The 24,806-nt window shown below is 67.7% G+C and carries 25 protein-coding genes and 1 riboswitch; of the genes, 19 read left to right on the top strand and 6 right to left on the bottom strand.

Going from position 1 to position 24,806, the window contains the following annotated elements:
* Window positions 1-237 precede the first annotated feature (237 nt).
* The 5 genes from ABZ004_RS19840 to ABZ004_RS19820 all read left to right on the top strand — a co-directional run bounded on the left by ABZ004_RS19840 (window position 238) and on the right by ABZ004_RS19820 (window position 4,831).
* Window positions 238-1,032 (top strand): DUF3152 domain-containing protein, encoded by a 795-nt coding sequence (locus ABZ004_RS19840; protein ID WP_355681432.1) that lies wholly within the window; start codon window positions 238-240, stop codon window positions 1,030-1,032.
* A 59-nt stretch (window positions 1,033-1,091) separates the two neighbouring features.
* Window positions 1,092-1,964, top strand: a complete 873-nt coding sequence (locus tag ABZ004_RS19835; RefSeq protein WP_355681430.1) for a hypothetical protein — start codon at window positions 1,092-1,094, stop codon at window positions 1,962-1,964.
* A gap of 59 nt (window positions 1,965-2,023) precedes the next feature.
* Window positions 2,024-2,617 (top strand): alpha/beta hydrolase, encoded by a 594-nt coding sequence (locus tag ABZ004_RS19830; protein WP_355681428.1) that lies wholly within the window; start codon window positions 2,024-2,026, stop codon window positions 2,615-2,617.
* A gap of 21 nt (window positions 2,618-2,638) precedes the next feature.
* Window positions 2,639-2,754, top strand: a riboswitch (TPP riboswitch).
* Window positions 2,748-4,112: a cytosine permease gene (locus ABZ004_RS19825; protein WP_355681427.1), complete on the top strand. Its 1,365-nt coding sequence runs from the start codon at window positions 2,748-2,750 to the stop codon at window positions 4,110-4,112. It overlaps the preceding riboswitch by 7 nt.
* Before the next feature lie 38 nt (window positions 4,113-4,150).
* On the top strand, window positions 4,151-4,831 hold the full coding sequence (locus ABZ004_RS19820; RefSeq protein WP_355681425.1) for a class I SAM-dependent methyltransferase: 681 nt from the start codon (window positions 4,151-4,153) through the stop codon (window positions 4,829-4,831).
* A 251-nt stretch (window positions 4,832-5,082) separates the two neighbouring features.
* Here the strand turns inward: ABZ004_RS19820 and ABZ004_RS19815 are convergent, their stop codons facing one another.
* Complete coding sequence (locus ABZ004_RS19815) at window positions 5,083-5,652, bottom strand: methylated-DNA--[protein]-cysteine S-methyltransferase (RefSeq protein ID WP_355681423.1); 570 nt, start codon at window positions 5,650-5,652, stop codon at window positions 5,083-5,085.
* On the bottom strand, window positions 5,645-6,139 hold the full coding sequence (locus ABZ004_RS19810) for a sigma-70 family RNA polymerase sigma factor (RefSeq protein ID WP_355681421.1): 495 nt from the start codon (window positions 6,137-6,139) through the stop codon (window positions 5,645-5,647). The genes ABZ004_RS19815 and ABZ004_RS19810 overlap by 8 nt, the downstream gene beginning before the upstream one ends.
* 675 nt (window positions 6,140-6,814) lie before the next feature.
* Here ABZ004_RS19810 and ABZ004_RS19805 point away from each other — a divergent pair.
* The 5 genes from ABZ004_RS19805 (at window position 6,815) to ABZ004_RS19785 (ending at window position 11,613) form a co-directional block, all read left to right on the top strand.
* Window positions 6,815-7,369, top strand: a complete 555-nt coding sequence (locus tag ABZ004_RS19805) for a flavin reductase family protein (RefSeq protein ID WP_355681419.1) — start codon at window positions 6,815-6,817, stop codon at window positions 7,367-7,369.
* Window positions 7,370-7,466: 97 nt separating this feature from the next.
* Complete coding sequence (locus tag ABZ004_RS19800; protein ID WP_355681417.1) at window positions 7,467-8,543, top strand: ABC transporter substrate-binding protein; 1,077 nt, start codon at window positions 7,467-7,469, stop codon at window positions 8,541-8,543.
* The gene (locus ABZ004_RS19795) at window positions 8,540-9,391 is read left to right on the top strand and encodes an ABC transporter permease (protein WP_355681415.1); all 852 of its coding nucleotides are present in this window, start codon (window positions 8,540-8,542) and stop codon (window positions 9,389-9,391) included. The genes ABZ004_RS19800 and ABZ004_RS19795 overlap by 4 nt, the downstream gene beginning before the upstream one ends.
* Window positions 9,367-10,107 (top strand): ABC transporter ATP-binding protein, encoded by a 741-nt coding sequence (locus ABZ004_RS19790; protein WP_355681413.1) that lies wholly within the window; start codon window positions 9,367-9,369, stop codon window positions 10,105-10,107. Before ABZ004_RS19795 ends, ABZ004_RS19790 begins: the two co-directional genes overlap by 25 nt.
* Before the next feature lie 165 nt (window positions 10,108-10,272).
* Window positions 10,273-11,613: an LLM class flavin-dependent oxidoreductase gene (locus ABZ004_RS19785; RefSeq protein ID WP_355681411.1), complete on the top strand. Its 1,341-nt coding sequence runs from the start codon at window positions 10,273-10,275 to the stop codon at window positions 11,611-11,613.
* Window positions 11,614-11,769: 156 nt separating this feature from the next.
* Here the strand turns inward: ABZ004_RS19785 and ABZ004_RS19780 are convergent, their stop codons facing one another.
* Window positions 11,770-12,747 carry a zinc-binding alcohol dehydrogenase family protein gene (locus tag ABZ004_RS19780; RefSeq protein ID WP_355681409.1) on the bottom strand — a complete coding sequence of 326 codons (978 nt, stop codon included), beginning with the start codon at window positions 12,745-12,747 and terminating at the stop codon, window positions 11,770-11,772.
* 768 nt (window positions 12,748-13,515) lie between these two features.
* Here ABZ004_RS19780 and ABZ004_RS19775 point away from each other — a divergent pair.
* From ABZ004_RS19775 to ABZ004_RS19765, 3 genes are all read left to right on the top strand, one after another.
* A complete protein-coding gene (locus tag ABZ004_RS19775; RefSeq protein ID WP_355681407.1) occupies window positions 13,516-14,367 on the top strand; it encodes a glycerophosphodiester phosphodiesterase family protein in 852 nt (283 codons plus the stop codon).
* Between the two features lie 225 nt (window positions 14,368-14,592).
* Window positions 14,593-15,009: an ATP-binding protein gene (locus ABZ004_RS19770; protein ID WP_355681405.1), complete on the top strand. Its 417-nt coding sequence runs from the start codon at window positions 14,593-14,595 to the stop codon at window positions 15,007-15,009.
* A 51-nt stretch (window positions 15,010-15,060) separates the two neighbouring features.
* Window positions 15,061-16,029 (top strand): DUF5926 family protein, encoded by a 969-nt coding sequence (locus ABZ004_RS19765; protein ID WP_355681403.1) that lies wholly within the window; start codon window positions 15,061-15,063, stop codon window positions 16,027-16,029.
* A 226-nt stretch (window positions 16,030-16,255) separates the two neighbouring features.
* Here ABZ004_RS19765 and ABZ004_RS19760 read toward each other — a convergent pair whose 3' ends face one another.
* Window positions 16,256-17,455: an arginine deiminase gene (locus ABZ004_RS19760; protein ID WP_355681402.1), complete on the bottom strand. Its 1,200-nt coding sequence runs from the start codon at window positions 17,453-17,455 to the stop codon at window positions 16,256-16,258.
* A 224-nt stretch (window positions 17,456-17,679) separates the two neighbouring features.
* Here ABZ004_RS19760 and ABZ004_RS19755 point away from each other — a divergent pair, with 224 nt between their 5' ends.
* The 5 genes from ABZ004_RS19755 (at window position 17,680) to ABZ004_RS19735 (ending at window position 22,149) form a co-directional block, all read left to right on the top strand.
* A complete protein-coding gene (locus ABZ004_RS19755; RefSeq protein WP_355681400.1) occupies window positions 17,680-18,282 on the top strand; it encodes a dihydrofolate reductase family protein in 603 nt (200 codons plus the stop codon).
* A gap of 449 nt (window positions 18,283-18,731) precedes the next feature.
* On the top strand, window positions 18,732-19,409 hold the full coding sequence (locus ABZ004_RS19750) for a DUF559 domain-containing protein (RefSeq protein ID WP_355681398.1): 678 nt from the start codon (window positions 18,732-18,734) through the stop codon (window positions 19,407-19,409).
* Window positions 19,410-19,500: 91 nt separating this feature from the next.
* Window positions 19,501-20,259, top strand: coding sequence for a glycosyltransferase (locus ABZ004_RS19745; protein WP_355681396.1), 759 nt, complete (start codon window positions 19,501-19,503; stop codon window positions 20,257-20,259).
* A complete protein-coding gene (locus ABZ004_RS19740) occupies window positions 20,256-21,824 on the top strand; it encodes a DUF2029 domain-containing protein (RefSeq protein WP_355681395.1) in 1,569 nt (522 codons plus the stop codon). Before ABZ004_RS19745 ends, ABZ004_RS19740 begins: the two co-directional genes overlap by 4 nt.
* A gap of 10 nt (window positions 21,825-21,834) precedes the next feature.
* Window positions 21,835-22,149 carry a cupin gene (locus ABZ004_RS19735; RefSeq protein ID WP_355681393.1) on the top strand — a complete coding sequence of 105 codons (315 nt, stop codon included), beginning with the start codon at window positions 21,835-21,837 and terminating at the stop codon, window positions 22,147-22,149.
* Between the two features lie 4 nt (window positions 22,150-22,153).
* On the opposite strand, the gene larC is transcribed toward ABZ004_RS19735, so the two are convergent.
* Both larC and larB read right to left on the bottom strand, forming a co-directional pair.
* A complete protein-coding gene (larC, locus tag ABZ004_RS19730; RefSeq protein ID WP_355681391.1) occupies window positions 22,154-23,428 on the bottom strand; it encodes a nickel pincer cofactor biosynthesis protein LarC in 1,275 nt (424 codons plus the stop codon).
* On the bottom strand, window positions 23,425-24,141 hold the full coding sequence (gene larB, locus ABZ004_RS19725; RefSeq protein WP_355681389.1) for a nickel pincer cofactor biosynthesis protein LarB: 717 nt from the start codon (window positions 24,139-24,141) through the stop codon (window positions 23,425-23,427). Before larB ends, larC begins: the two co-directional genes overlap by 4 nt.
* A gap of 98 nt (window positions 24,142-24,239) precedes the next feature.
* Here larB and ABZ004_RS19720 point away from each other — a divergent pair, with 98 nt between their 5' ends.
* The gene (locus ABZ004_RS19720; protein WP_355681387.1) at window positions 24,240-24,755 is read left to right on the top strand and encodes a DUF4446 family protein; all 516 of its coding nucleotides are present in this window, start codon (window positions 24,240-24,242) and stop codon (window positions 24,753-24,755) included.
* The last annotated feature ends 51 nt before the right edge of the window (window positions 24,756-24,806 follow it).

The following is a 24,806-nucleotide window of genomic DNA, read 5'->3' as shown; positions in this document are numbered from 1 at the left end:
AACGAGACCATGGTGCGATGCACAGAGGACCGGAGTTCATGACCGGCGAATAAACCGGGAGCCCCGCCGTCGGCGAGGTCCTCGCATCGATGTACGACAGCCTGGTCGCGGCCCTGCGCCCGGACGCGATAGTTGTCCAGGGTGTGACTGTCGAGGAGACCTGCGAGCTCCTCGTGGCGGCACTCGCCTGAAGCTGCCCTTTTGGGAAAGGGTTTGGAGTGGATAGGGTCGTTGACCATGGCTACCGGGCAGCGGCGCAGGGCCGGTGGGCGGCACAGCCGGCGGCGGTCTTACCGGGCGCAGTGGTTCTCGGTGACAGCGGTGGCGGTGCTCGGAGTGGTGATGGTGCTGCACCCGGAGGCCGGGCGGGAGCAGAATCTGGCGGCTCAGTTCGGGGACCGGGAGGTGGTCGTCGACGTACCGGTGCCGACGGCAACGTTCACGATGCCGGGGCGGCCGGCGCCGACGTTGACCCGGCCGCCGAAGGAGTCGAAGCCGAACGTCACCGTGTCGACCGGGCGGCTCGGCATCGTGGCCGGCTCGAACAAGGCGACCGGCGTACGGGACAAGCTCACCTATCGGGTCGAGATCGAGGAAGGCCTGTCGTTCAATCCCGCGCTCGTCGCGGCCGCGATCCACAAAACGTTGACCGACGCGCGCGGCTGGCAGGCGGTGCACCCGGTCAGCTTCGAGCGGACGGACCAGGCAGACGCCGACCTGCGCGTCATCCTCGCCACGCCGACGCTGACGGACAAGCTGTGCCTACCGCTCGACACCGGCGGTGAGGTCTCCTGCCGGGTCGAGGACCGGGTGGTGCTCAACGCGAAGCGCTGGATGTACGCCGTACCGGCGTACGCCGGCCAGGTCGACCTCTACCGCAGCTACCTCGTCAACCACGAGGTCGGCCACGCACTAGGCCACGGCCACTCCACCTGCGCCGTGAAGAACACTCCGGCGCCGGTGATGATGCAGCAGACCAAGGGCCTCGGTGGTTGCCGGCCGAACGCCTGGCCGACGATCAAGGCCACCTGAAGCCTCCGCCGTGAGAACCTGAGAGCAGCAGCGAGTCAGGCCGAGCCGAGGGAGCAGCGATGTCGTCACCGGAGTTCCCCACCTACGGGCGCGGCGACGACCCGGACGAGCCCGAGTCGAAGCACTACGCCCAGCCCACGCCGTACGGCAGCAACACCCCGTACTCCGCTCCGCCCGGCCAGCAACCGCCTCCCCAGCAGTACCCCGGCCAGCAACCGCCTCCGCAGTACCCGGGCCAGCCGCAGTACCCAGGGCAGCCTGGTCAGCCACAGCAAGGCCCGTACGGCGAGCACCCCGGCTACGTCCAGCCGCCCGGCTACGTGCAGCCACCTGGCTACCGCCCCGGCCACCCGTACGGCACTCCCGCGTACCCGGAGCACCACGAGCTGCCGTCGTACGGACGCGACCAGCTACCCGCAGTACCGCGCGACCCCCGAGCAGCACGCGTAGTCCTGCTCGCCCTGATCATCGCCGCCGTCTACGGACTCCTGGTCATCTCAATCCAGCGCGTGTCCATCCGTGAGATCGCCCAGCTCCCCGGCTCGCCCCTGAACCACCCACTGCGCACAGATGTCATCGACACGATCGGCCAGCTCCTGATCATCCTGATCGGCGGCGTTGCGCTCGGCATGTGGCTGCGCGACCTGATGCACCGCCGCAAGGTTGGCCGCGACCCCGACGCAGTCGAGATCGTCGGCCTCGGTCTGGTTGGCCTGTCGCTGATCCCGCTGTTCATCTGGTTCGTCATGGTGCTGTCCACCGGCATGGGCTCGATCGACGACAACCTGGATCGCCTACCCACGGCGTACGGGTGGGGCGGTCTAGGCCTGCTTATCCTGGCCGTCGGCTTCGCCTTCGGGTACCGCGAGTTGCGGCCCGACGTCTCCAACCCGGTCGTCCAAGCCGCCCCAGACCGCCCGCCCTGGGAATGACAGCACCCGTCGTACTGGTGCCCGGGCTAGGCCTGGGACCGGAGTCCTATGCACCCACAATGGCGCACCTGGACGCGCAGTACGACGTGATCACGCTTCCTGGGTACGGCGAACGCGCAGCGCGAGGTGATGACCTGAGCACCACAGCACTGGCCGAGCGCCTCGCAGTACAGATCAAGGAGACTCCAGCTGTCCTGGTAGGTCACTCTGCGAGCTGCCAGATCGTAGTAGCCGCTGCAGTCGCGCATCCGGAGCTTGCCAAAGCACTGGTACTTGTAGCGCCGAGTGGTGATGTCACTGCGTCGACCTGGGCGACACTGGCTGCCCGGTGGGTGCGCAGTGCCGTCTGGGACTCACCTGGCCTCGTTCCGAGGCTGAGCCGCCAGTACTTCCGCACTGGCTTCCCCACAATGGCACGGGCGATGGAAGCAGCGCGTCACTACGACCTGGCTGCTGCTGTACGGGAGCTCAGTACGCCGACAGTCGTCGTACGGTCGAAGCACGACCACCTGGCGCCGCCGCAGTGGGTGCAGCAGCTCGCCGACAAGGCCCATGGCGAGGCCTGGACCTTGCCAAGTGGGTCACATATGCCGGTGCTGACCAACGGCCGGGACTTGGCAGCGTTCATCGGCAGGTGTATACAAAGCGACTGACGCGTTATCGTTGACGAAGTAACAAACCTCCGCGGGAGCTCGCACCGTATTGCGGGCTGAGAGGGCGACAAGCAGGGTCGCCGACCGCCTGAACCTGACCGGGTAATGCCGGCGTAGGGAGCAGGTCACCATGACCTCTACTGCAGTGCGTGACGTCCAGAACAGCACCGAGGCGCCACTGGTCCTCACTACCGATACCCCGCGCACGCTTGGGTTCCTCGACCAGTTCACTCTCTGGGGCAACTTCGGGATCTCGCTGTTCGGTCCGGTGACGGGTGCGCTCGTCGCGGCGTACACGGGCTCGCTGGTGAAAGGCCTGCTTGCTGTAGTGATCGGCTGCGGCATCGGCGCCCTGGTGGTCGGTGGTGCAGCCGTCTTCGGCTCGCAGACTGGTGCCCCGGCGATGGTCAGCCTGCGCGGACTGTTCGGGCGGCGCGGCTCGGTGGCGCCGACAGTACTCAACATCGCGCAGAACATCGGCTGGGCGACCATGGAGATCATCGTGATCTCACAGGCCGCGGTAGCGGTGACCAGTGAGCGCTGGCGATGGGTGTTCGTCGTACTGGCTGGTGTGATCGCCACTGCGATGGCAGTGCGTCCGCTGGGCAGTGTGAAGCTGCTCCGCAAGTTCATGGTCTGGCTAGTGCTGATCGCGTCTGTCTACTTGTTCGTCGCGGTGCTCAGCAAGCCGGTGCACTCCCTGCCGCAGGAAGAGGTATTCGGCTTCTGGCCCGCTGTTGACCTAGCCGCCGCAGGCGTCGTCTCCTTCGCACCACTCGCCGCTGACTACACGCGCCACTCCCGGACGAACAAGGCAGCCTTCGCCGGATCAGCACTGGGCTACGGCATAGCAGCGATCGTGTACTACGCGTTGGGCGTGCTCGCTGTCGCCACACTGCAGACCAACAGCACCGACGTGATCACCGCACTCGTCACCTTGCCTGCTGGAGCAATCGCGTTGTTCGTCTTGCTCGTGGACGAGGTCGACGAGGCGTACGCGAACGTCTACTCCACCACGATGGCCGCGCACAACCTGATCGGTCACATCGATCGCCGCTGGATCTCGGTCGCCATCGGCGTACTGGCCACCGGGCTTGCCCTGTTGGTTGACCTGGGCAACTACACCCAGTTCCTCTACCTGATCGGCTCGGTCTTCATCCCCTTGTTCGCCGTCGCGATCGCGGACTTCTTTGTGGTCAGGAAGATGCGCTGGGACGTTTCCGACACCGCGCGGTTCCGCTGGCAGCCCACGCTGGCCTGGGTCTTCGGCTTCGTCGCGTACCAGCTGGTGAACCCGGGCACGGTCAAGGGCTGGTCGCCGTTCTGGCTCGACCTGCAGGGCCGGATCTTCAACGGGCACGCGGTTCCGGGCTGGCTCGGCGCCACCTACACGTCGATCGTCGTATCGATGCTGGCGGCAATCGTTTTCGGCCGGCTCGGGCGGCAGTACCGGCCGGCCGAGGAGGGAACTGTCGGGTCTCGATCTGGTACCTGATGCTGACAGTGGCCCGGCGGGCCCGGGATACTTGCGCAATGCTGAATTCTGCACTGCGCAGCCGGGCCGAGTACGAAGAACTCGGGGTCGAGGGGCTCGCCAGTCGCACCACGCCCGAGCGTGACGCCGCCGTCGTCAAGGCCGTCGAGGAGCTCCTCGAGGGTCGCGAATCCGTCCTCGACCTGTGCTGCGGCTACGGCCGGGTCAGCCTGCCGCTCCGCCGCGCCGGCAAGGTCGTCCGTGCCCTCGACATCTCCCCGAACCTGATCCAGGCCGGTCAGGCGAAGGCCGCCGAGGAGGAGCTGTCGATCGATTGGGCGATCGGCTCGATGACGGACCTGCCGTACAAGTCCGACTCCTTCGACGCGGTGATCTGCCTGTGGACCGCCTTCCACGAGCTGTTCGCCGAGGACGAGCAGATGTCCACGATCTGGGAGATCTCCCGCGTACTCCGGCCAGGCGGGCTCGCGATCATCGAGGGACCCATCTGGGGCCCCGCCACCGCCTCGGAGATCGCCAACGGGATCCGCCAGGGTCCCGAGCATCGCATCGTCACCACCGAACACTTCGGCACCAGCAGCGTCCACTTCATCCACGACGAAGCCAGCTACGCCCGCCTCTGCACCGCCGCCGGCATCGAGGACTTCAAGGTCTACAAACGCGAATGGGGCGGCCGTCGCCGGCTCATCCTGGAAATCCGTCAACCCACCAACGCCTAGCCCGTACTACGGGGTCTGGCAAAGGCTGGCCGGACATTTCAAATATCTCCGAAATATCCGGTCTGGGTCAGCAGTTGTCTATTGACTGTTGCTATGGGCAACTGAGGGTTCTGCCAGCGGCCGGGCTCTGGAATCGCTGACACCTCAGCAATTCCGGCGTCGAGCAAGAAGAGGCAGGTCCCCACTCCACACTGGGGGCCTGCCTCCTCAATGGATTCAGTGTAAATCCTCGATCGGCGCCGGAAGAAAACTCAGCTTTTCGATTCGAGATTCAGCAGAAAACGTTTCGCGTCCAGCCCGCCTGCGTATCCGGTCAGGTTTCCGTTCGCGCCGATCACCCGGTGGCAGGGCAGCACGACGCAGAGCGGGTTCGCGCCGAGCGCCGTACCGACTGCCCGGGCTGCCTTCGGCCGGTGGATCTCGCTCGCCACGGTGCCGTACGTCGTCGTACGGCCGTAGCTGGTGTGGAGAGGGAGATCGCTGAGGACGAGTCGCTGGAACGGGGTGGCCAGCGTGAGGTCCACCTCGAGGTCGAACGAGTGCCGCCGGCCGGCCAGGTATTCGTCCAGCTGGCGGCGTACGTCATCCAGTGCGCCGGGCTGCCGCAGTACGCGGGGAGAGATCGCCCGGGCCAACCGGTTCGTCATGGTCTCCTCGTCGCCGAACGAGCTGGCGACGACCTTGCCCGCCGCGACCGCCAGCAGCAGGGTGCCGATCTGGGTGTCGTGCAAGGCGTAGGCGACGTCGGCGGTGGGCAACACCGGCGGACGGGCGGTAGAGGGTGTGGCGAGGCGGCTCAGCCGGCGCTCGAGATCAGTCATTTCGTACTCCGAGGTTCTTGCGCAACGTTGCGAGCGCATCGCTGACGAGTCGGCGGGATGCGGCGGGCGTGGTGTCCAGAGCGGCGGCCACGCCATGGTGGTCCAGGTCGCCGACGTATTTCAGCGTGACAGCGATGCGCTGCCGCTCGGGCAGCTCGTTCACGGCCTGCCAGAGCTCGGGGTCGGGCCATTCGGCGGCGTCCGGCCCGTCCACGGCGATCGGCGGAGCGTCGTCGAGGGGTGTCTGTGGTTTCCGCGCCCGGTGGACATCGGTCGCACACCGCGCGGTGATCGTCAGCAACCAGCTCCGCAGGTTCTTGGCCGACTTCAGCCCGGAATAAGCCGCAAACGCTTTCTCCCACGCCCGCTGCGCCACATCCTCCCCGTCCACCGGCCCCGCCAACGCCCGCGCCAACCGAATCACGTCCCGCCAATGCTCATCCACCAACACCTGAAACGGCGGCAACTCAACCCGCTCCAAAACCATCACCCCAGTACAACGCACCACCCCACCACCTTGTGACCCCCCACCCCACACACCCACCCCGCGCACCCGCCCCGCGCACCCACCCGCAGACACCTCCCGGCGCACCCCACCCGGCACCCCCATCCCGCACACACCTGCCGGGCACGCCCCACCCGGCACTCCTGGCCCCGGACCCCCTCCAGCCCTGCACCCCCAGTCCCCATCCGACCTCCGTTCCCCACCCGCCCCAGCTGGGCCTTGCTGCCTCCGCCTTGGCAAACCCGACTGATGCATCTCCTTTGCCCTCCTCGTTCGTCCTCCGCGGTTGTCTGCAACTGGTGGGTGTGTTGTTTCGGGGAGTGGGCAAATTCGGACAGGTGTTTCGGATGGCGAGATTGTCTAGTTATTCAGTCGACTTAGGTGAGACAGTGATTGACATGACGACGACTTCGGCCTGGAACCCCGGTGGCGCACCGCTGCCGGTGCTGGTCAGTCGTCTGCTCACCCGCCGCCGCGTCATCGACCAGATGCGCACCTCCAGCGCCACCTGTCGCTGACGACCGCAGTACCGGCCGCCGACTAGGCCGTACGCCGAACAGTGGCCCTCCGAAGGCCAGTTGAACCCCACCTCCGCCCGGTCGCGGTGCTCCTGCCTGTCCGCTGCCGGTCGTCCCTGCCCCGTCCAGAGGGAGAGACATGTCCGTCCACGCGCTCGATCCTGCCCAGAACACCCGACTATCCGTGGTCCCCGACCGCCTCGACGAGAAGTCTGTCGACGCAAACGTTTTCCGCTCGGTGTTCCGCCGCCACGCCGCCGGCGTCGTGGTGATCACCGCCGACGCAGGCCACGGTCCCGTGGGATTCACGGCGACCTCGCTCGTCTCGGTCAGCCTGCTGCCGCCGCTGGTGTCGTTCTCGATCGCCACCACTGCGTCCAGCTGGCCGACGATCAACAAGGCCACCAGCTTGGTGATCCATTTCCTGGACGCCGAGCAGCACGAGATCGCCGGCCGGTTCGCCACCAGCGGCATCGACCGGTTCGCCGAACCCACCCGCTGGTCCCGCCTCCGCACCGGCGAACCCGTCCTCGACGACGCCCCGAGCTACCTGCGCGGCCTGGTCGAGCACCGCTTCTCGGTCGGCGACCACCACATCGTCGTGGCCCGCCTGGCCACCCACGCCGAACGCCGCGAACACGACCCTCTGCTCTACCACGACGGCCGCTACGCAACCACCGACCGTCCCAGCTGACCGACCACGCAGTCATCGTCGCCTGCAGCTTCACACCGCCTGCCTCGCCGGGCATCGAACATCTTCTATCAGCGCCTGATCTGAGAGGGACTCCGCCATGTCCACCACCCGAAACATCCGCCGCACCCTGCGAGCCGGCGCGGTCGCGGCGGTCGCCGTGACCGCGGCCCTGCTGCTGGCCGGCTGCGGTGGCGACGCGAAGGCCGGCGCAGGCCCCAAGCTCGCCCTCGACGCCGCGCTGCCGACCACCGTCCCGGACGGCACCAGGATCGTCGTCGGCGATCCGACCACCCAGAAGGCGCTCGAGCTGTCCGGCCAGCTGGACAAGGTCTCGAAGTACGTCCAGTTCGCCAACCTCAGCGGCGGTCCGCAGACCATCGAGGCGTTCCGGGCGCACGCGCTCGACGTCGGCGCGGTCGCCGAGATCCCGTCGATCCACGCGACCTGGACCGGGCTGCACGTGAAGATCGTCGCCTCCAAGTTCCGGCAGGACCCGATCAACCACCCGATTTACGAGTTCGGCATCGCCCCCGGCGTGAACGTCAAGACGCTCGCCGACTTCCGCGGCAAGAAGATCGCCTTCAGCCCAGGCCAGGCCCAGGGCGCCCTGGTACTCAAGGCGCTCAAGAAGGCCGGCCTGACCAAGAACGACGTCAAGCTCATCGAGCTCCCCAGCACCGGCGACGTCTACGTCAACGCGCTGGCGGCCAAGCAGGTCGAGGTCGCCCCGATCGGCGGCGTCTCGATCAAGCGCTACCTCACGAAGTACGGAAGGGACGGCGGTACGACGATCCAGCACGGGCTGCGGGACGACGCCGGTCACCTCTACGTCCAGACCGAGTCGCTGGAGAACGCCGGCAAAGCCGCTGCGATCCGCGCGTACGTCGCCGCCTGGGGTGTCGCCCAGGACTGGATCGACAAGCACCCGAAGGAATGGATCGCCGGGTACTACGTGAAGGACCAAGGCCTGTCCGAAGCCGATGGCCAATGGCTCGTCGACAACGCCGGCCGGCCGGACATCAGCGCCGACTGGAGCGCCGCGATCGCCCGGCACCAGGAGACCATCGATCTGCTCGCCGCCGAACTCGACAAGCCGGTGATCAAGGCCGCCGACCTGTACGACCTGCGCTTCCAGTCCGTGGCGACCGACGCGATCAAGGCGGCCGCGAAATGAGCGGCTCGCTCGCGACGCTGACCGGCGTACGGGCCGGTGAGCGCGAGCAGACGGCAACGCCCGTACGCCGGCGCCGCCGACTCGGTCCGGGGAAGCCGATCAGGTTCGGCGCAGCCATCGGCCCGGTACTCCTGCTGGTGGTGTGGAGCATCGGCTCCGCCGTCGGCTGGCTGGACCCGCGGGTCCTCTCGGCGCCCTGGACCGTCGTCACCACGACCGGCGACCTGATCGCGGACGGCCGGCTCCAGTCGAACCTGCTGACCTCGACCCAGCGCGCCGCGGCCGGTCTCGGTCTCGGCATCGTGCTCGGGGTCGTGCTCGCGCTCCTGTCCGGCCTCAGCCGGATCGGCGAGGCGGTCCTCGACGGACCGATCCAGATCAAGCGAGCGATCCCGTCGCTGGCCCTGCTGCCGCTGCTGATCCTCTGGCTCGGCATCGGCGAATCGATGAAGATCACCACGATCACCCTCGGCGTCTTCGTACCGATCTACCTGCACACCCACAACGGCCTGCGCACGATCGACAGCCGATACGTCGAACTCGCGCAGACCGTCGGCCTGTCCCGCTGGGAGTTCGTACGGAAAGTCGTGTTGCCGGGCGCTTTGCCGGGTTTTCTGCTCGGTCTCCGGTTCGCGGTGACCGCTGCCTGGCTGTCGCTCGTGGTGGTCGAGCAGATCAACTCCACCAGCGGTATCGGCTACATGATGGAGCTGGCCCGCACCTACGGACAGACCGACATCATCATCGTCGGACTGGTGCTCTACGGAGTGCTGGGGCTGCTCTCCGACGGTGCCGTCCGGTTGATTCAGAGGAGGGCGCTGACATGGCGACGCACACTGGCGGACTGACCACCACACTCACCCGCAGCACCCGCGGCCCGGCCGTCGAAGTACAAGGCCTGGTACGCCGGTACGCCGACCGCGTGGTGCTCGACGACCTGGATCTCGAGATCCAGCCTGGTGAATTCGTTGCCCTTCTGGGCAAGAGTGGCTCCGGCAAGAGCACGTTGCTCAGGGCACTGGCCGGGCTCGACCACGGAGTCGCCGGCAGCGGTGACCTCGTCGTACCGGAAAACGTTTCAGTTGTTTTCCAGGACTCGCGATTGTTGCCCTGGGCCCGGGTTCTCGACAACGTCGTACTCGGTCTGCGAGGAGCTGAGGAGCGCGGGCGGAAGAGTCTTGCCGAAGTCGGGCTCGAAGGGCGTGAGAAGGCGTGGCCGAGTGAGCTGTCCGGTGGTGAGCAGCAGCGGGTCGCGCTGGCGCGTTCGCTGGTACGCGAGCCGGAGTTGTTGCTGGCCGACGAGCCGTTCGGTGCGCTGGATGCCCTTACCAGGTTGAAGATGCACGTGTTGCTGCGGAAACTCTGCGCCGCCCACCAACCCGCCGTACTGCTCGTCACGCACGACGTCGACGAGTCGATCGTGCTCGCCGATCGGGTGATCGTGCTCGACGAAGGCCGCATCGTCGCCGAGGAATCGATCGACTTGGCGACTCCTCGCTCGCCCGCAGATCCCGGCTTCGCCGCTGTCCGTTCCCGCCTTCTTGACGCTTTAGGGGTCCTGTGATGGTCGTGCTTTGGCGCTTGCGGCGCCCAGGCACGCACCTCGCGGCACTGGAGGAGCATCCACGATGCTCCGCATCGAGGACCCTCCTCCAGCACCGCGATGCACGCACCTGACCACCGCAATCACTCAAACCACAACCATCACAGGACCCCTGGGAGTATCGCTATGACCCGGCAGTTGCACCTGAACGCGTTCCTGATGAGTACCGGGCACCACGAGGCGTCGTGGCGGCTGCCGGAGAGTAACCCGACCGCGAACACCGATGTCGCGCACTACCAGAACCTGGCGCGGATCGCGGAGCGCGGGAAGTTCGACTCGATCTTCTTCGCCGATTCGCCGGTGTTGTTCGGCAATGTCGGCCGGCGTCCGGCGGGGTCGCTCGAGCCGACCGTGCTGCTGACCGCCATCGCGGCGGTCACCTCGCGACTCGGGGTGATCGCGACCGCCTCCACGACGTACAACGATCCTTTCAACCTGGCCAGGCGATTTGCGAGCGTCGACCACGTCAGCGGCGGCCGGGCCGGGTGGAATGTGGTGACAACGGCCGGGCCGGAGGCGGCGAAGAACTTCAACCTCGCCGACCAGCCCGCGCATGCCGAACGGTACGACCGGGCAGCCGAGTTTCTTGAAGTTGCCTTCAAGCTCTGGGACTCCTGGGAGGACGACGCGACGCTGGCCGACAAGGAGTCCGGCGTCTGGGGCGACAACGACAAGGTGCATCCGATCGACCACGTCGGCCGGCATTTCCAGGTCCGTGGCCCGCTGAACCTGCCCCGGTCGCCGCAGGGCTACCCGCTGATCGTGCAGGCGGGCTCGTCCGAGGACGGCAAGGGTCTGGCTGCTCGGTACGCCGAAGCGGTCTTCACCGCGCAGCAGACGCTGGAGGATGCGCAGGAGTTCTACAAGGATTTGAAAGCCCGTACTGCGGCCGTCGGGCGGGACCCGGAGGGGATCAAGATCCTGCCCGGCATCGTCCCGGTGATCGGCGGGACTGTTGAGGAGGCTTTGCAACTCGAGCGCGAACTGGACGAGCTGATCCGGCCTGAGTACGCACGGGATCAGCTGGCCAAGACGCTCAAGCTCAAGCCGGAGGACCTGCCGCTCGACCAGCAGTTGCCGGCCGACCTGCCGGACGAGGACGAGATCGAGGGCGCGAAGAGCCGCTACACGTTGATCGTCACCCTCGCGCGACGGGAGAAGCTGACCGTCCGCGAGCTGATCGGGCGACTCGGTGGTGGCCGTGGGCATCGAACCTTCAGCGGTACGCCGGAGCAGGTGGCCGACGCGATCCAGGACTGGTTCGACGCCGGCGCCGCCGACGGCTTCAACATCATGCCCGCCGTCCTACCCTCCGGCCTGGAGGCTTTCGCCGACCACGTCGTCCCAATCCTCCAACAGCGCGGCCTCTTCCGCACCGAATACACCGGCACGACATTGCGCGACCACTACGGCCTCCCACGCCCAGCCGGCCGCACGGCGGATTCGTTGCAGGAGGCAACAGCTTGAGGAACGCTCTCGCCGCCTCCTGGGCGACGGGGAGTGCGTCGAGCGGCTCGGCGATCCTGGCCAGCTGAACGGCGAACGTTTGCGTGTTTTCCGCCCCGGCCGATAGCGGTCGGCCGGGGCAACTCAGAGCTTCCGGCGTGCCGGGGCGATGAATTGTCAGTTGACGCGGACGACGAGTTTGCCTACCGCTCGGCCATCCTCCATCACCTGGTGGGCTTCGGCGATCTCTTCCATCGCGAAGACCCGGTCGATGCGGATCGGTAGCCGGCCGTCAGCGACCAGGTCGACGTAGCGCTGGAACGCCTCGGCCGGTAGGTCGCTGCTCTCGCCGCCGTATGCGGTGAGGCGGACACCGTTCGGCAGATAGCCGATCGGGTAGAAGTCGGGGATCGTCCACGCGTCACTCAACATGCCGGTGAAGCAGACGGTTCCGTGAACCGCGGTCGCCTTCAGCGTGTCCGGAAGCACGTTCGTGCCGACGAGCTCCAGCGCCGCGTCCACCCCGTCCGGAAACAGTTTCCGCACGTTTTCCGCGATGTTTCCGTCGTCGAGCAACGGATGGTCGACACCCAGTTCGCGCAGCACGTCCAGCCGGTCCGGATTCCGCGTCGTCGACAGCACGGTCAGCCCGAAGTCCTTCGCGAGAACGGCGGCCGCGACGCCGACCGACGACGTACCGCCACGCACTAAAAACGTTTGCCCTGCTTGGATCCCGAGTCCGGTGTGCAACGACCCATGAGCCGTCTGCAGCATTTCCGGCAGCGCACCAAGCGTCGCCCAGTCCAGGTTGGTCTCCACCGGAATCACCGAGCCGGCCGGCACCACCGTGTACTCCGCATAACCACCGTCGTACTGCCGACCCATCCCGCCCATCATTGCCACCACCTGCTGCCCCGGCGTGAACTCACCACCCGGTGCCAGATCCACCGTCCCGGCAGCCTCGATCCCCGGAATGATCGGAAACTTCGCCCCCGTCGCCAATCCCGCCCGCAGGTGATACTCCGACCGATTCAGCCCGAACGCCTCCACCTTGATCCGAACCCATCCCACCGGCGGCTCCGGCACCCCCACCGTCGAAACCCGCAGTTCCCCCGCCGCCACCGGCCCCCCGAGCACCACCGCACGCATCTCCATCCCCCCATCCTCACCCACCCGGTCAGGCCCCGATGCCTCGCACACCACCCGGGGATCTGGACGAGCACCCGGGGATCTGGACAAGCAACCAGGGGTGCGGAAAACCGGGGTGTGGAAGCAACCGGGGGTGCAGACAAGCAACCGGGGGTGCGGACAAGCAACCGGGGATCTGGACAAGCAACCAGGGGTGCGGAAAACCGGGGCGTGGAAGCAACCGGGGGTGCGGACAAGCAACCGGGGGTGCGGACAAGCAACCGGGGGTGCGGACAAGCAACCGGGGGTGTGGACAGGTAACCGTGCGTCTGGACAGGGCATACCTTGTCCCAGCCCTCGTGATGGTGTCCGCACCTCCGCGATGCTGTTCGGGCCCCCGTGATGCTGTTCGGACCCCCGCGTTGGTATCCCAACCGCACGGGTGTCCGGACCCTGTGGTGGTGGTCGGGGCCCGTGGTGGTGTCCGGACCACTGCGGGGACGTCGGATCCCGGTGTGGTGTTCCGAGTCGGTGGTGGTGTTGGGACCCCTGGTGATCTTCCGAGCCCGTGGTGGTGTGTGGGGCGTGGGTGGTGTGTGTGAGGCGGCGTGGGTGGTGTGTGTGAGGCGGCGTGGGTGGTGTGGGTGGTGTGTGAGGGGGCGTAGGTGGTGTGGGTGGTGTGTGAGGGGGCGTGGGTGGTGTGGCGGGGGGAACTGGTTGGTTGGTGGGAGGCGTGGCTGTGGGGGGTGGGGATGGGGGCGTGCCAGAGTTCTCTGTATGGGGAGACGCCCGAGAGTGGTGGCCCATCGGGGGGCGAGTGAGGTCAGTCCCGAGCACACGCTGGCGGCGTACCGGCGGGCGGTGGAGGCGGGCGCGGACGGGCTCGAGTGCGATATCCGGCTGACCGCGGACGGGCACCTGGTGTGTGTGCACGACCGGCGGATCGAGCGTACCTCCAACGGGCGTGGGGTGTTGTCGACGATGAGCCTCGAGGAGCTCGACAGCTTCGACTGGGGTTCGTGGAAGAACCCCTGGGCCGAGCTGGACGACGAGGCCGACCTGCCCGACGCGGACATGACCAAAGTTCTCACGCTCGAAAAGCTGCTGGCGACCGTTCACGACGCCGGCCGCCCGCTCGAGCTGGCGATCGAGACGAAACACCCCACCCGGTACGCCGGTCTGGTGGAGCGCCGCTTGATCGAGATGCTCGACCGCTTCGGCTGGGCGCACCCCAAGGTCGGCTCCGAGTCCCCGGTCCGGGTGATGAGCTTCTCCTGGCTCTCGCTGCGCCGGATGCGGGTGCTGGCGCCCGGTCTGCGCACGGTCCTGCTGATGGACCGGGTGCCGCTGCGGTTCCGCGACGGCTCGCTGCCGGCCGGCGTCTCGTACGCGGGTCCGAGTCTGGAGATCGTCAGCGCGCACCCGGAGTACGTGGATCGCGCGCACAAGCACGGTCACCAGGTCCACGTCTGGACGGTGAACACCGAGCAGGACGTCCGGCTCTGCCGCGACCTCGGCGTCGACGCCCTGATCAGCGACCACCCCGAAATGGCCCTCAAGACCCTCGCCGAGGACCCCGCGGACGCCCCCGCCTACGCGGCCGAGCACCGCCGCCGGCTGATGGACCGGCTCCGGCGCGGCCGATAGCCGGTTGCGGAGTGTCTCCAACCCGCAAGAGATCGACGTCCAGCTGCGTAATCAGCTGAATGCAGGCGGTTATTGCAACGTTCAATTCGGGACTTTATATCTCGGTTTCTCACCTAAACGTGTGATCTTCGGCGCCGCTATGTAACGGAATACCAAAGGGTGTTTTCACAGCTCCGATCGGGGGCAGAAGTGGTAGTGCTGTTCCTTTGACTGAGGAGACCCTGCTTGTCCTCTGCGACCTTGCCCGCCGACGTGAGTGTTGTGGACGTCGTACTGCCGCACGAAGTGTCTGCGGTAGCAGATGCCCGCCGCCGACTGGCCGGCTATCTGAAGCGGTACCGGGTCGCCGGCAACGCCTGCGACGACGCGCAATTGGTGCTGTCCGAACTGCTGTCGAACGCGATCCGCTACGCCCCCGCACTGCCGGCCGGTGAGGTCCGTGCCACCTGGTGGATCGACAAGGCCGGTATCCACCTCGAGGTGACCGACGGCTGCGGCGAGACCGAACCGCACCGGATCAGCGAACCGCACCCGGAATCGATCGGCGGCCGCGGCCTGGCGATCGTGGACGTGCTCACCTCCGACTGGGGCGTCCGTACGGCGAAGGCCTGGCGGACCGTCTACGCCGTCGTCCCCAGCTGAACCAGGCTGCCGAACTAACCCTCTCCCGGGAGTTGCTGCAAGACTGCGGCCATGGGAAAGAAGTCGCGCGTTCGCGCCAAGAACACCACGACCGTCACGCTGGACCCGGCCGACCTCGTCGACGTCGGCCCGCGCGAGCCCTGCCCGTGCGGTTCCGGCAAGCGGTTCAAGCAGTGCCACGGCCGCGAGCAGGCCCAGGCCGCGGACAGCTTCGTGGTCCGGCCGTTCGAGGGTCTGCCGGCCGAGTGCGACCTGATCGCGTTCCGCGAGATCGTCCCCGCCGGTACTGCGGAGGTCACGCTGACCGGCGAGCACGGCGGCAAGACCGTCAACCTGGTCACCCTGCTGCCGATGGCGATGCCCGGTCTGGTCCGCGACGACGAGACGATCTGGATCGGGATGCAGACGCACGCCTCGTCCGGCGACCCGAGCCGCGACCTCGGCCACGCGATCACCGCCGCGCTGCACACCGAGCCCGGCAACCCGATCCAGCTCGGCGACCTGCTCAAGGACGGCCCGCGGCTGCAGGACCTGATCGACACCTCGAAGCCGATCGAGGTCAAGGTGCACGAGGGCTTCGACTACTGGGTCGGCGAGAACGTCGAGGACCCGACCGGCGAAGTGGCCGCCGGCCTGGAGCGGGCCAACGCGGCCGCTTCGCCGACCGTGCGACTGGAGTCGGCCGAGGCGGCGTACTGGACGCAGATCGGCGACCGCCGGTACCTGCGCTGGGTGCTGCCGCACTCGGAGGACACCCTGCTCGACGCGCTCGCCCGGCTGCACGCGGCCGGCTCGTCGGCGCTGGTCGACGGGAGCCGCCTGATCGGCTCGTTCCGGGCGCTCGGCGTACTGGCTCCGGTCTGGGAATTGCCGGCCGATGCCGAGGCCGCGGACCTGGAGAAGCCGGTCGCGGAGTTCGCGGTGGCGCTCGACAAGGCGCTGGCGACGGAGGCGGCGCTCACGCACGAGGAGCGGGCTGCTCGTGCGGGTCTGGCGAGTCGGCAGTTGACGATCCGTTAGAGAATGAAGTCTTTTCAAAGCTGTGAGTGACAGACAAAGACCCCCTCACCGACTCGGTGAGGGGGTCTTTTCACGTGGACGGCCCAAGTCCTGCTGACGGGGGAGCAACAGGGCCTGGGCCTAGGCATGAAGAGTACTCATAACCCGGCCGGACGACAACCCCCGACTTCACTCCGCGTGTCGGCCACCTCACCAGGCCCTGAAATCGATCTCAGAGCCGGCTTTCTCAGACGTCGGTCAGCGGATCCCGCAGTACCGGACAGGACATGCAGCGCGGGCCGCCGCGGCCCGAACCGAGCTCCGATCCGGAGATCCGGATGACCTCGATACCGGACTCCTCGAGCCGCGCGTTGGTCTCCACGGTCCGCTCGTAGGCGATGCAGACCCGCGGTGCCAGCGCGAGGGTGTTGTTGCCGTCGTCCCACTGTTCGCGTTCTGCGGTGACCGGGTCGAGGCCGGTGTCGATCCGCCGCAGGGTGTCGATCCCGAGCGCCTTCGCCGCGGCGACCAGGAACGGCTCCGACTCGGCGACGTGCAGTTCCTCGCCGTCGGTGGTGACGGCCAGCGCGCGCATCTCCTCGGCCATGTTCGGGTACATCAGGACGGCGTCGACGTCGACCATCGTGCAGACGGTGTCCAGGTGCATCGTCGCGCGCTGCTGCGCGATCGGTACGGCGAGGACGGTGTGCGCCAGATCCTTCGCGAACACCCGCCTGGCCAGCCGCTCGACACCGGCCGGCGTCGTCCGCTCGCCGACACCGACAGCCAGTACGCCGGGGCCGAGGGCAAGCACGTCGCCGCCCTCGACGTGCTCGAGCGTGTGGTCGTAGACCTTGTCAGCACCGGCGAATCGCGGGTGGAACTTGTAGATCAGCTCGGTCAGCTGGGTCTCCCGGACCCGGGCCGGCATCGCGAGCGAGGTGACCGCGACCGAGCTGGAGATCCAGACGCTCGAGTCGCGGGTGAAGAGCAGGTTCGGCAGCGGATCGATCAGGAAGTCCTCGTCGGCGAGCAACGAGGTGACCAGGCCACCGGCCCGTACTTCGTCGTTCCGTACGCCGGCCATCAGCGCCTCGGCCAGGGCCGCCGGGTCGAGCGCGGTCAGCGCGTTGCGGAGGTAATCGCGCAGGGTGTCGCCGAGCCGGAGATCCTCGATCGCGCCGTCGACTGCCGCCGTACGGGCGTCCGGGTGGTTCAGCGCCTCGGTCAGCAGTACGCCGAGGTACAGCACCTCGACGTCGCGGTCGCGGAGGGCGTGCGCGAACGCGTCGTGCTCGTCCTGCGCGCGGCCGACCCACGGGATGCCGTCGAACAGCAGCTTGTCGTTGTTGCGCGGAGTCAGTCGCCGCAGCTCGTTGCCGGGCCGGTGCAGCATCACCGTCCGCAGCGGCCCGACCTCGCTGTCGATGCCATAAGCCTCAGTCATGCCCCTGCCCTCTCGTCGACCCGTCGTCCCACCAAGCTACGGCAGCCCCGCTGGGACCGCCGTGATTCTGTCTGATTGTCCGACAATTTTCGCCGAACGCCAATTCGTCGGCCAAGGGGCGGGGGATATCGGCCAGGTGGCAGATGTTCCGGGGTCTGCCCGCCGACAGGATTGTGGTCAAGAGGACGCCGCGAAGGAGTCCCACTCACCGAAGGAACACCGAGATGAACCAGCAGAACTCCCGCACGGTGACCGGCAACATCACGCTCTCGCTCGACGGCCGGATCAACGGTGCCGGCGGCGACTACGACATGAGCTGGATCGTGCCGCACGCCATCACCGAAGGCGCCCGCGACCACATGACGCGGGTGACCAGCACCGCCACCACGGCCCTGCTCGGCCGGAAGAACTTCGAGGGCTTCGGTGGCTTCTGGCCGGCGGTCGCCGACGACGAGAACGCCGCGCCGCAGGACCGGGCCTTCTCGAAGTGGCTGAACGAGGTCGAGAAGGTCGTCTTCTCGACCACGCTGACCGAGTCGCCCTGGCAGAACTCCCGGATCGTCAACGCCGACCCCGCCTCCGTGGTCAAGCAGCTCCGCGCCGAACCCGGCGGCGACATCATCGTCCTGGCCAGCAGCAGCGTGATCCGCGATCTGCTCGCCGCCGACGAACTCGACCGCCTCAGCATCACCCTCGCCCCCGAACTCGTCGGCGGCGGCGCCCGCCTCTTCGAAGACGGCCTCCCCACCACCTCCTGGCACCTCACCGACTCCACCCCCACCGAGTCCGGCGCCCTCACCCTCCTCTACGACCGCACCCGCTCCTGAGACATTCGAGCCCAAGCTCGACCCATCTCTCCCACAAGCCCTTCGACCCCCGCGACCCCGCTCGCCCAGCTCTCGACAGGCGGCCCGCCCAGTCTCCCCAGGTGAGTTGCCCATATCGCCCAGTCTCCCCAGGCGGCCCGCCCAGTCTCCCCAGGCGACTTGCCCAGATGCTCACGGCGGCCGGTATGTCGAGGGGTGACGGTGAGTCGGGCCGGTATGTCGAGGCGGGCTGGTCTGGGGTGGGGTGGGGGACCGCGAGTCGGGGTGGGTGGTGCTGGGAGTCGGGTGGGAGTGGCGTCAAGCGGCAGGATTACGACCGGGTGCTGAAGCAACGCAACTTGCTGTCGGAGGCTCGGTGTGTGGAGCCGGGGCCGGACGGGGTTATCCACAGTTTGAAGATTGGGTGCCGGAAAAGGCCAGGAAACGGGTTTGTTCTAGGCCATGGAGAAATGGCAGCTGGAGCCTGTGCTGCCGCGTTGCATCGAATGGACTTGCTCGGCGGTCCGCCGTCCCGACCTGTCCTGGTCCGGCCGGTGGAGATCGGTGCCAACGGAAAACATTCCGGTACGACGGCGGTCCGGATCGCCCGGCTGCCAGAGGCGCATCTGACCCGTGTGGACGGTTGGCCGGTCACCACTGTCGCTCGTACTTTGGTCGATGTGGCCCGTCGTCAGGGCGAACGCTGCGCCGTCGTCGCTGGGGATGCGGCACTCAGAATGGGTCTCGATCTCGCCGGCCTCGACCGGGTCCTGGCCGACTGCTCACGCTCGCCGGGCATCCGCGCGGCCCGCGAGATGCTGGCGCTGTGCGACAGTCGAGCCGAAAGTCCGTTGGAGTCGTTGACCCGACTGGTGCTCGACCGGGGCGGCATTCCTCGACCCACCCTGCAGGCCGAGATCGGGGAGTTCCGGGTGGACTTCTGCTGGCCGTCGGCGCGCTTGATCCTCGAGGCGGACGGCAAGTCGAAGTACGCGGAAGCCTCCGATCTGTTCCGTGAGAAACAGCGGGAAGACTGGCTACGGTCAAAGGGATACCGGGTGCTGAGAACAGATTGGCCCGAGGTGTTCAACCGAGAGGCGTCGCTCTGTCGCCGGGTGGCGCACGCGTTGATGGAAGCGGCAGCTTGACGAACCTCCTGATCGTTCGAAAGGAGGAGATATCCACAGGGGGTGGTGCTGAGGCGGAGGATCGGCTGGGGAACAACTAGGCTGCGGTGCTGTGTCCGGTACTGATCTGCCTCCCGTCGAGCCCGTGAACGGTGCTGTCGCCTGTGTGATTCCGGCGAAGGACGAGGTCGAGCGGATCGCCGCGACCGTGGCCGCGGTGCAGAAGATCGCCGGTGTGGACCTGGTCGTCGTGGTCGACGACGGGTCCACCGACGGCACCGCGGCGGCCGCCGAGCAGGCCGGAGCGGTCGTCGTCCGGCACGAACAGAACAAGGGCAAGGCGGCGGCGATGGAGACCGGGGCGGTGGCGGTGGCGGAGCGGGACGGTGCCCGCGCACGGCATCTCCTGTTCCTCGACGCCGACCTGACCGACACCGCGACCGGTGCCGAGCCGCTGATCGAGCCGGTGCTGGCCGGTCGTGCGGACATGACGATCGGTACTCTCCCGGCCCAGATCCGCGCCGATGGCAGCAAGGCCGGCGGTCACGGATTCGTCGTACGGCTTGCCAGGTCCGGGATCGAGCAGGCGACCGGCTGGGCGCCCGAGCAGCCGTTGTCCGGCCAGCGCTGTCTGACCCGGACCGCGTTCGACGCCGCGCTCCCGCTGGCGAGTGGCTTCGGCGTCGAGACCGCGCTGAGCATCGACCTGGGCCGCAAAGGCTTCCGCATCGTCGAGGTCCCGATCGACGTCCGGCACCGCGCCACCGGCACCGACCTGCGCGGCCAGCTGCACCGCGGTCGCCAGTTCCTGCACGTACGCCGGGCGCTCGCCGCCCGCAGCGCGCTGCCATCGAGGAAGCCACTCCCATGAGCACCGAGCCGTTGAGCACCGGGCAAACGGTCGATCCCAAAGCACTGAAGGACGGTCGCCGCGCGGTCGCTCTCTATCTCGCCTCGACCACCCTGATCGTCGCCGCCGGCCTGCTCGGTCCGTCCGTTGTGGTGCTGACGTTGACGAACCGGCACGCCTGGCTCCCGTCGTACTGGTGGAACACCAAGCCGAACGACTGGCTCGTCTCGGTGATGATCTACGTCGCGATCCTGCTCGGCGGGTACGGCGTCTGGCTCGCCGCGAAGGCGCTGAAGAACGGCTGGGCCCCACGCGTCAGCCGATTGGTTGCCCTTGGCATCGGTACGACGGCGGCCATCACCCTGGTGCCGCCGATGGCCTCCGGCGACGTGCTGATCTACGCGGCGTACGGGCGGATCATGTCGCTCGGCGGCAACCCGTACACGACCGCGCCGGCCGACACGATCCGGCTCGGCTACGACCCGGTGATCGCGGCGACCGAGCGGCCCTGGCAGGGCGCGAAGAGCGTCTACGGCCCGATCGCGACCTGGATCCAATGGTTCGCCTCCTGGGTCGGCGGCGACTCGATGCAACTGACCGTCTGGATGCTGCAGCTGTCGGTCGCGATCAGCATCATCGTGACCGGACTGCTGCTGCTCAAGCTGGTCGGCAAGAACCTGCCGAACCAGCGCCGCGTGGTGATGATCGGGATGGCCAACCCGCTGGTGCTGTGGGCCGTGCTGGCCGGTGCGCACAACGACGCGATCGCGGTGATGTTCGCGGTGTTCGCGCTGGTGCTGTTCCGCAAACACGTGTTCTGGGCCGGGATCATGCTCGGCGTGGCCGGCTGTACGAAGCTGTCGATCGGCCTGGTCGGCGTCGCGATGCTCTGGTCGCTGCGCGCGGACCGGCGCCGGGCGATCTACTTCTGCGTCGGCGGCGCGGTCTCGATGGGCGGTCTGTACTCCATCGTCGGCCTGCAGGCGTTCCAGCAGGCCAGGTCGCAGACGTCGTTCATCTCGACCGGTACGCCGCACAAGGTGATCCTGAGCCTCTTCGACCTGTTCCTCCCCGGAGCCCTGGTCCGCACGCTGCTCGCGATCGCCTCGTGGGTCGGGCTGATCCTGGTCGCGATCCTGCTCTCCCAGGTCTTCCCGAAGTCGCTGGTGCCGCAGACACACCCGGACGACCGTACGCCGGACGCCATCCGCTACACCGCGATCTACGCGATCGCCTGGCTGCTCACGGCGATGTACTCGCTGCCCTGGTACGACCTGATCGCCTGGGTCGCGCTGGCCGCCGTCGCGTCGTCCAAGGTCGACAAGCTGATGATCGTCCGTACGACGATGCTCGCGATCGCCTACGTGCCCGGCCGGGACCCCAATGCCCGTCAGGTGGCGGCGTCGCTGTCCGATTCGCTGGAGTGGTTCAGCGCCCGGTTGCGGGACACGATCTGCCCGGCGATCGAGCTCGGCGTACTGATCGGCCTGATCATCTGGGCCCGCCGCGGCGGCGCCAAGTGGTGGCCGTACGAATGGCCCAAACGCAAAGCAAAGGCTGTGTCGGAAAAGGCCGCAGCCCACTAACATCGGCCGGATGAAGCTGTCAGGGGCGGGTGTTTTCCAGAAGGCGGAACCGAATCACTTCGCGGAACATCTGCGGACCGATTCGCTGTCGGTGGGGACGTATTCGCTGCTCGCCGGTGCGGTCGACGACCAGGCGCCGCATCACGAGGACGAGATCTATGTGGTGACCACCGGCCGGGCGACCTTCGTGACGCCGAGCGGTTCGGAGCAGATCGGCCCCGGTGATGTGCTGTTCGTTGCCGCCGAGGAAGAACACCGCTTCGTCGACATCACCGAGGACCTGGCCCTGCTCGTGTTCTTCGCCCCGCCGTACTCGGGCCGCTGAGAAGCTAACTCCAGAGATCGTGCCCGGCCGCGATCGCCTTGGCCAGCACGTTCTTCACCGGTCGCTTCAGCACCGTCGCTGCCGCCACGACATCGTCGTACTCCGGTTGCACGTTGACCACCTGGCCGCCGTACCGCGCGATCTTCACGTGGATCCGCTGCCCGTCCACATCGACACTCGCGAACTCCCGGTCGGCCGCGTGTTTGCGGATGTCGAACTCGCGCAGCCCGATCGCGGACGTCTCGGCGAGGATCACCGCGCGGACGACCTCGGCGTTCGGCCGGCTGACCAGCACCGACAGGGTGTGCGCGGGCCGGCCCTTCTTCATCAGGATCGGGGTCAGCCAGGCGTCCGCCGCGCCCGCCTCCATCAGCCGCGCGAGCACCTGCGGCCAGATCCGCGGATCCAGGTCGTCGACGTTGGTCTCGTAGACCAGCTCGGTCCCGGGCTGCTCGATCGTCTCGCCGATCACCACCCGGACGATGTTCGGCACCTCGATCGGGTCCCGCCCGCCCGCACCGACGCCGGTCTGCTGGATCCGCATCGGCGGCATCAGCCCGAACTCGTCGGCCAGCGTGGCGAGCAACGCGGCCCCGGTCGGGGTGGTCATCTCGTACGGCGCGTTGCCGCCGACCACCGGTGCCTCTGCCTCGGAAAGCAGATGCAGTACCGCAGGCCCCGGCACCGGAATCCCACCGTGCTGCCCGCGAACCTGACCGCCGCCACCGAGCGAGATCGTCGACACGACAACGCGGTCCAGCTCCAGTGCCACGGACGCCGCCGCGACTCCCACGATGTCGGCGATCGCATCGAGCGCGCCGACCTCATGGAAGTGCACCGCATCCGGCTCCACCCCATGAGCCGAAGCCTCCGCCCGAGCCAGCCGGGCAAACGTATCCAACGCCCGATCCCGCACGGCGTCGTTCAGCCCAGCCGCCTCGATCAACCCCCGAACCTCAGCCCAGGTCCGGGTAGCCCCGCCAGCCGCCGAATGTCCGTGCCCATGACCGGCATCACCGTCATGTCCATGTCCATGTCCGTGCCCGTGTCCAACTTCAACAGCAGGACCTTCAGGGTGTAGCTCGCCGTTTACTCGGACTGACGCCTTGGTGGCGGCGATCTGGTGGCGGCTGGTTTGTTCGACCGTGACCGACAGCGAGGCGTCCACGGCGCGGACCGCAGCATTTACGACCTCGCGATCCGCGCCGGCGCTCAGGAACGCGCCGAGCAGCATGTCTCCGGACGCTCCGGCCGAACAATCGATCCACGCGACCCTCATGAGGGCTTCACCTCGGCCGGCGCCGCCCTGCGCGCGACCCGGGCCGCGAACACCCCGGCCCCGAACCCGTTGTCGATGTTCACCACGGTCACGCCCGGCGCACACGAGTTCAGCATCCCGAGAAGCGCAGCCACCCCACCGAACGAAGCGCCGTACCCGACAGACGTCGGTACTGCGACCAGCGGCACCCCGACGAGCCCGCCGACCACACTCGGCAGCGCACCTTCCATCCCCGCCACCACGATCAGGCAGTCGGCCGCGTCGAGCCGCTCGCGGACCGCCATGATCCGGTGCAGCCCGGCAACGCCGACATCGGTGATCAGGTCCACCGAGGAGCCGAACACCTGGACGGTCGTCGCAGCTTCCGCCGCCACCGGAGCGTCCGACGTACCGGCTGCGACCACGGCCACCGTGCCCCGTAGTACCGGCGCTGAGCCGAGCACCGCAGTACGGCCGATCGGATCGACCACCGCGTCGGGCAGCGCGGCAGCGACAGCCGCCTGGGCCTCTTCGGTCAGCCGGGTCGCGAGGACGGCGGTGCCGGGGTGGGTCTCGTGCAGGGTGCGGAGCAGTTCCACGACCTGGGACGGCGTCTTACCGGCGCCGTAGACCACCTCGGCGTCGCCGGTACGCTCGAGGCGGTCGGTGTCGAGCCGGGCGTAGCCGAGATCGTGCACGCCTGGTTGCGGACCTGGGTCAGGCAAATGAGTCACGTCGCGAATCTACGTGGCCCAGCAGGAAATCGCCGATTCGGACCTGTCATTCGTACGCAGCGCACCCGGTTGACCACGCAGGCATTAGGCTCCAGGTCGTGTCTTCGACGTTAGCCGATGCTTTCGGAATCGCTGCTCTGTTCGTGGCGGTGCTTGCCCTCGTGTTCGCCATCCAGGCGCTGCGAGCGCAGTCCGGTGCTCCCAAGACCGCCCAGAAACTCCCCGCGACGCCGGTCCAAACGCTTGAGCAGCCGGAGCCGCAGCCGCAAGAGCCGCAGAAGCCTGGCACGGTGAAGTCTGAGCTGCGGAGGCTGAGCAAGGAGCTGGAGGACGCCCGCAACGAGATGCGGGAGACGCTCCAGCACCTCGCGGTGGTCCGGTACGACGCGTACGGCGACATGGGCGGCCGGTTGTCCTGGTCGATGGCGCTGCTCGACGACAACGGCGACGGCGTCGTGCTGACCTCGATCAACAGCCGGAACGATGCCCGCTCCTACGCCAAAGAGGTGGCCGGTTTCCAGAGCGAGTCCAAGCTCTCACCGGAGGAGGAAGAGGCGATCGAGACCCTCCGCAAGGAGGCCTCGCCCGCGCTCGAAGACCCCGACCACCGCTGACCAGGGGTCACCGACGCTTGGAGTACGACCGGCGCTGGGTCGCTCATCGGT

This window comes from Kribbella sp. NPDC006257 (assembly GCF_040613535.1).
In the GTDB taxonomy this organism is placed as follows: domain Bacteria; phylum Actinomycetota; class Actinomycetes; order Propionibacteriales; family Kribbellaceae; genus Kribbella.
The sequence above is the reverse complement of the archived record's forward strand: the minus strand, read 5'-3'. Positions and strand labels throughout refer to the sequence as shown.

Bases quoted from the DNA above. Each gene is read 5' to 3' on its own strand.
- ABZ004_RS19840 (WP_355681432.1), top strand. From the start codon at position 238: ATGGCTACCGGGCAGCGGCGCAGGGCCGGTGGGCGGCACAGCCGGCGG.
- ABZ004_RS19835 (WP_355681430.1), top strand. From the start codon at position 1,092: ATGTCGTCACCGGAGTTCCCCACCTACGGGCGCGGCGACGACCCGGAC.
- ABZ004_RS19830 (WP_355681428.1), top strand. From the start codon at position 2,024: ATGGCGCACCTGGACGCGCAGTACGACGTGATCACGCTTCCTGGGTAC.
- ABZ004_RS19825 (WP_355681427.1), top strand. From the start codon at position 2,748: ATGACCTCTACTGCAGTGCGTGACGTCCAGAACAGCACCGAGGCGCCA.
- ABZ004_RS19820 (WP_355681425.1), top strand. From the start codon at position 4,151: ATGCTGAATTCTGCACTGCGCAGCCGGGCCGAGTACGAAGAACTCGGG.
- ABZ004_RS19815 (WP_355681423.1), bottom strand. From the start codon at position 5,652: ATGACTGATCTCGAGCGCCGGCTGAGCCGCCTCGCCACACCCTCTACC.
- ABZ004_RS19810 (WP_355681421.1), bottom strand. From the start codon at position 6,139: ATGGTTTTGGAGCGGGTTGAGTTGCCGCCGTTTCAGGTGTTGGTGGAT.
- ABZ004_RS19805 (WP_355681419.1), top strand. From the start codon at position 6,815: ATGTCCGTCCACGCGCTCGATCCTGCCCAGAACACCCGACTATCCGTG.
- ABZ004_RS19800 (WP_355681417.1), top strand. From the start codon at position 7,467: ATGTCCACCACCCGAAACATCCGCCGCACCCTGCGAGCCGGCGCGGTC.
- ABZ004_RS19795 (WP_355681415.1), top strand. From the start codon at position 8,540: ATGAGCGGCTCGCTCGCGACGCTGACCGGCGTACGGGCCGGTGAGCGC.
- ABZ004_RS19790 (WP_355681413.1), top strand. From the start codon at position 9,367: ATGGCGACGCACACTGGCGGACTGACCACCACACTCACCCGCAGCACC.
- ABZ004_RS19785 (WP_355681411.1), top strand. From the start codon at position 10,273: ATGACCCGGCAGTTGCACCTGAACGCGTTCCTGATGAGTACCGGGCAC.
- ABZ004_RS19780 (WP_355681409.1), bottom strand. From the start codon at position 12,747: ATGGAGATGCGTGCGGTGGTGCTCGGGGGGCCGGTGGCGGCGGGGGAA.
- ABZ004_RS19765 (WP_355681403.1), top strand. From the start codon at position 15,061: ATGGGAAAGAAGTCGCGCGTTCGCGCCAAGAACACCACGACCGTCACG.
- ABZ004_RS19760 (WP_355681402.1), bottom strand. From the start codon at position 17,455: ATGACTGAGGCTTATGGCATCGACAGCGAGGTCGGGCCGCTGCGGACG.
- ABZ004_RS19755 (WP_355681400.1), top strand. From the start codon at position 17,680: ATGAACCAGCAGAACTCCCGCACGGTGACCGGCAACATCACGCTCTCG.
- ABZ004_RS19750 (WP_355681398.1), top strand. From the start codon at position 18,732: ATGGCAGCTGGAGCCTGTGCTGCCGCGTTGCATCGAATGGACTTGCTC.
- ABZ004_RS19740 (WP_355681395.1), top strand. From the start codon at position 20,256: ATGAGCACCGAGCCGTTGAGCACCGGGCAAACGGTCGATCCCAAAGCA.
- ABZ004_RS19735 (WP_355681393.1), top strand. From the start codon at position 21,835: ATGAAGCTGTCAGGGGCGGGTGTTTTCCAGAAGGCGGAACCGAATCAC.
- larC (WP_355681391.1), bottom strand. From the start codon at position 23,428: ATGAGGGTCGCGTGGATCGATTGTTCGGCCGGAGCGTCCGGAGACATG.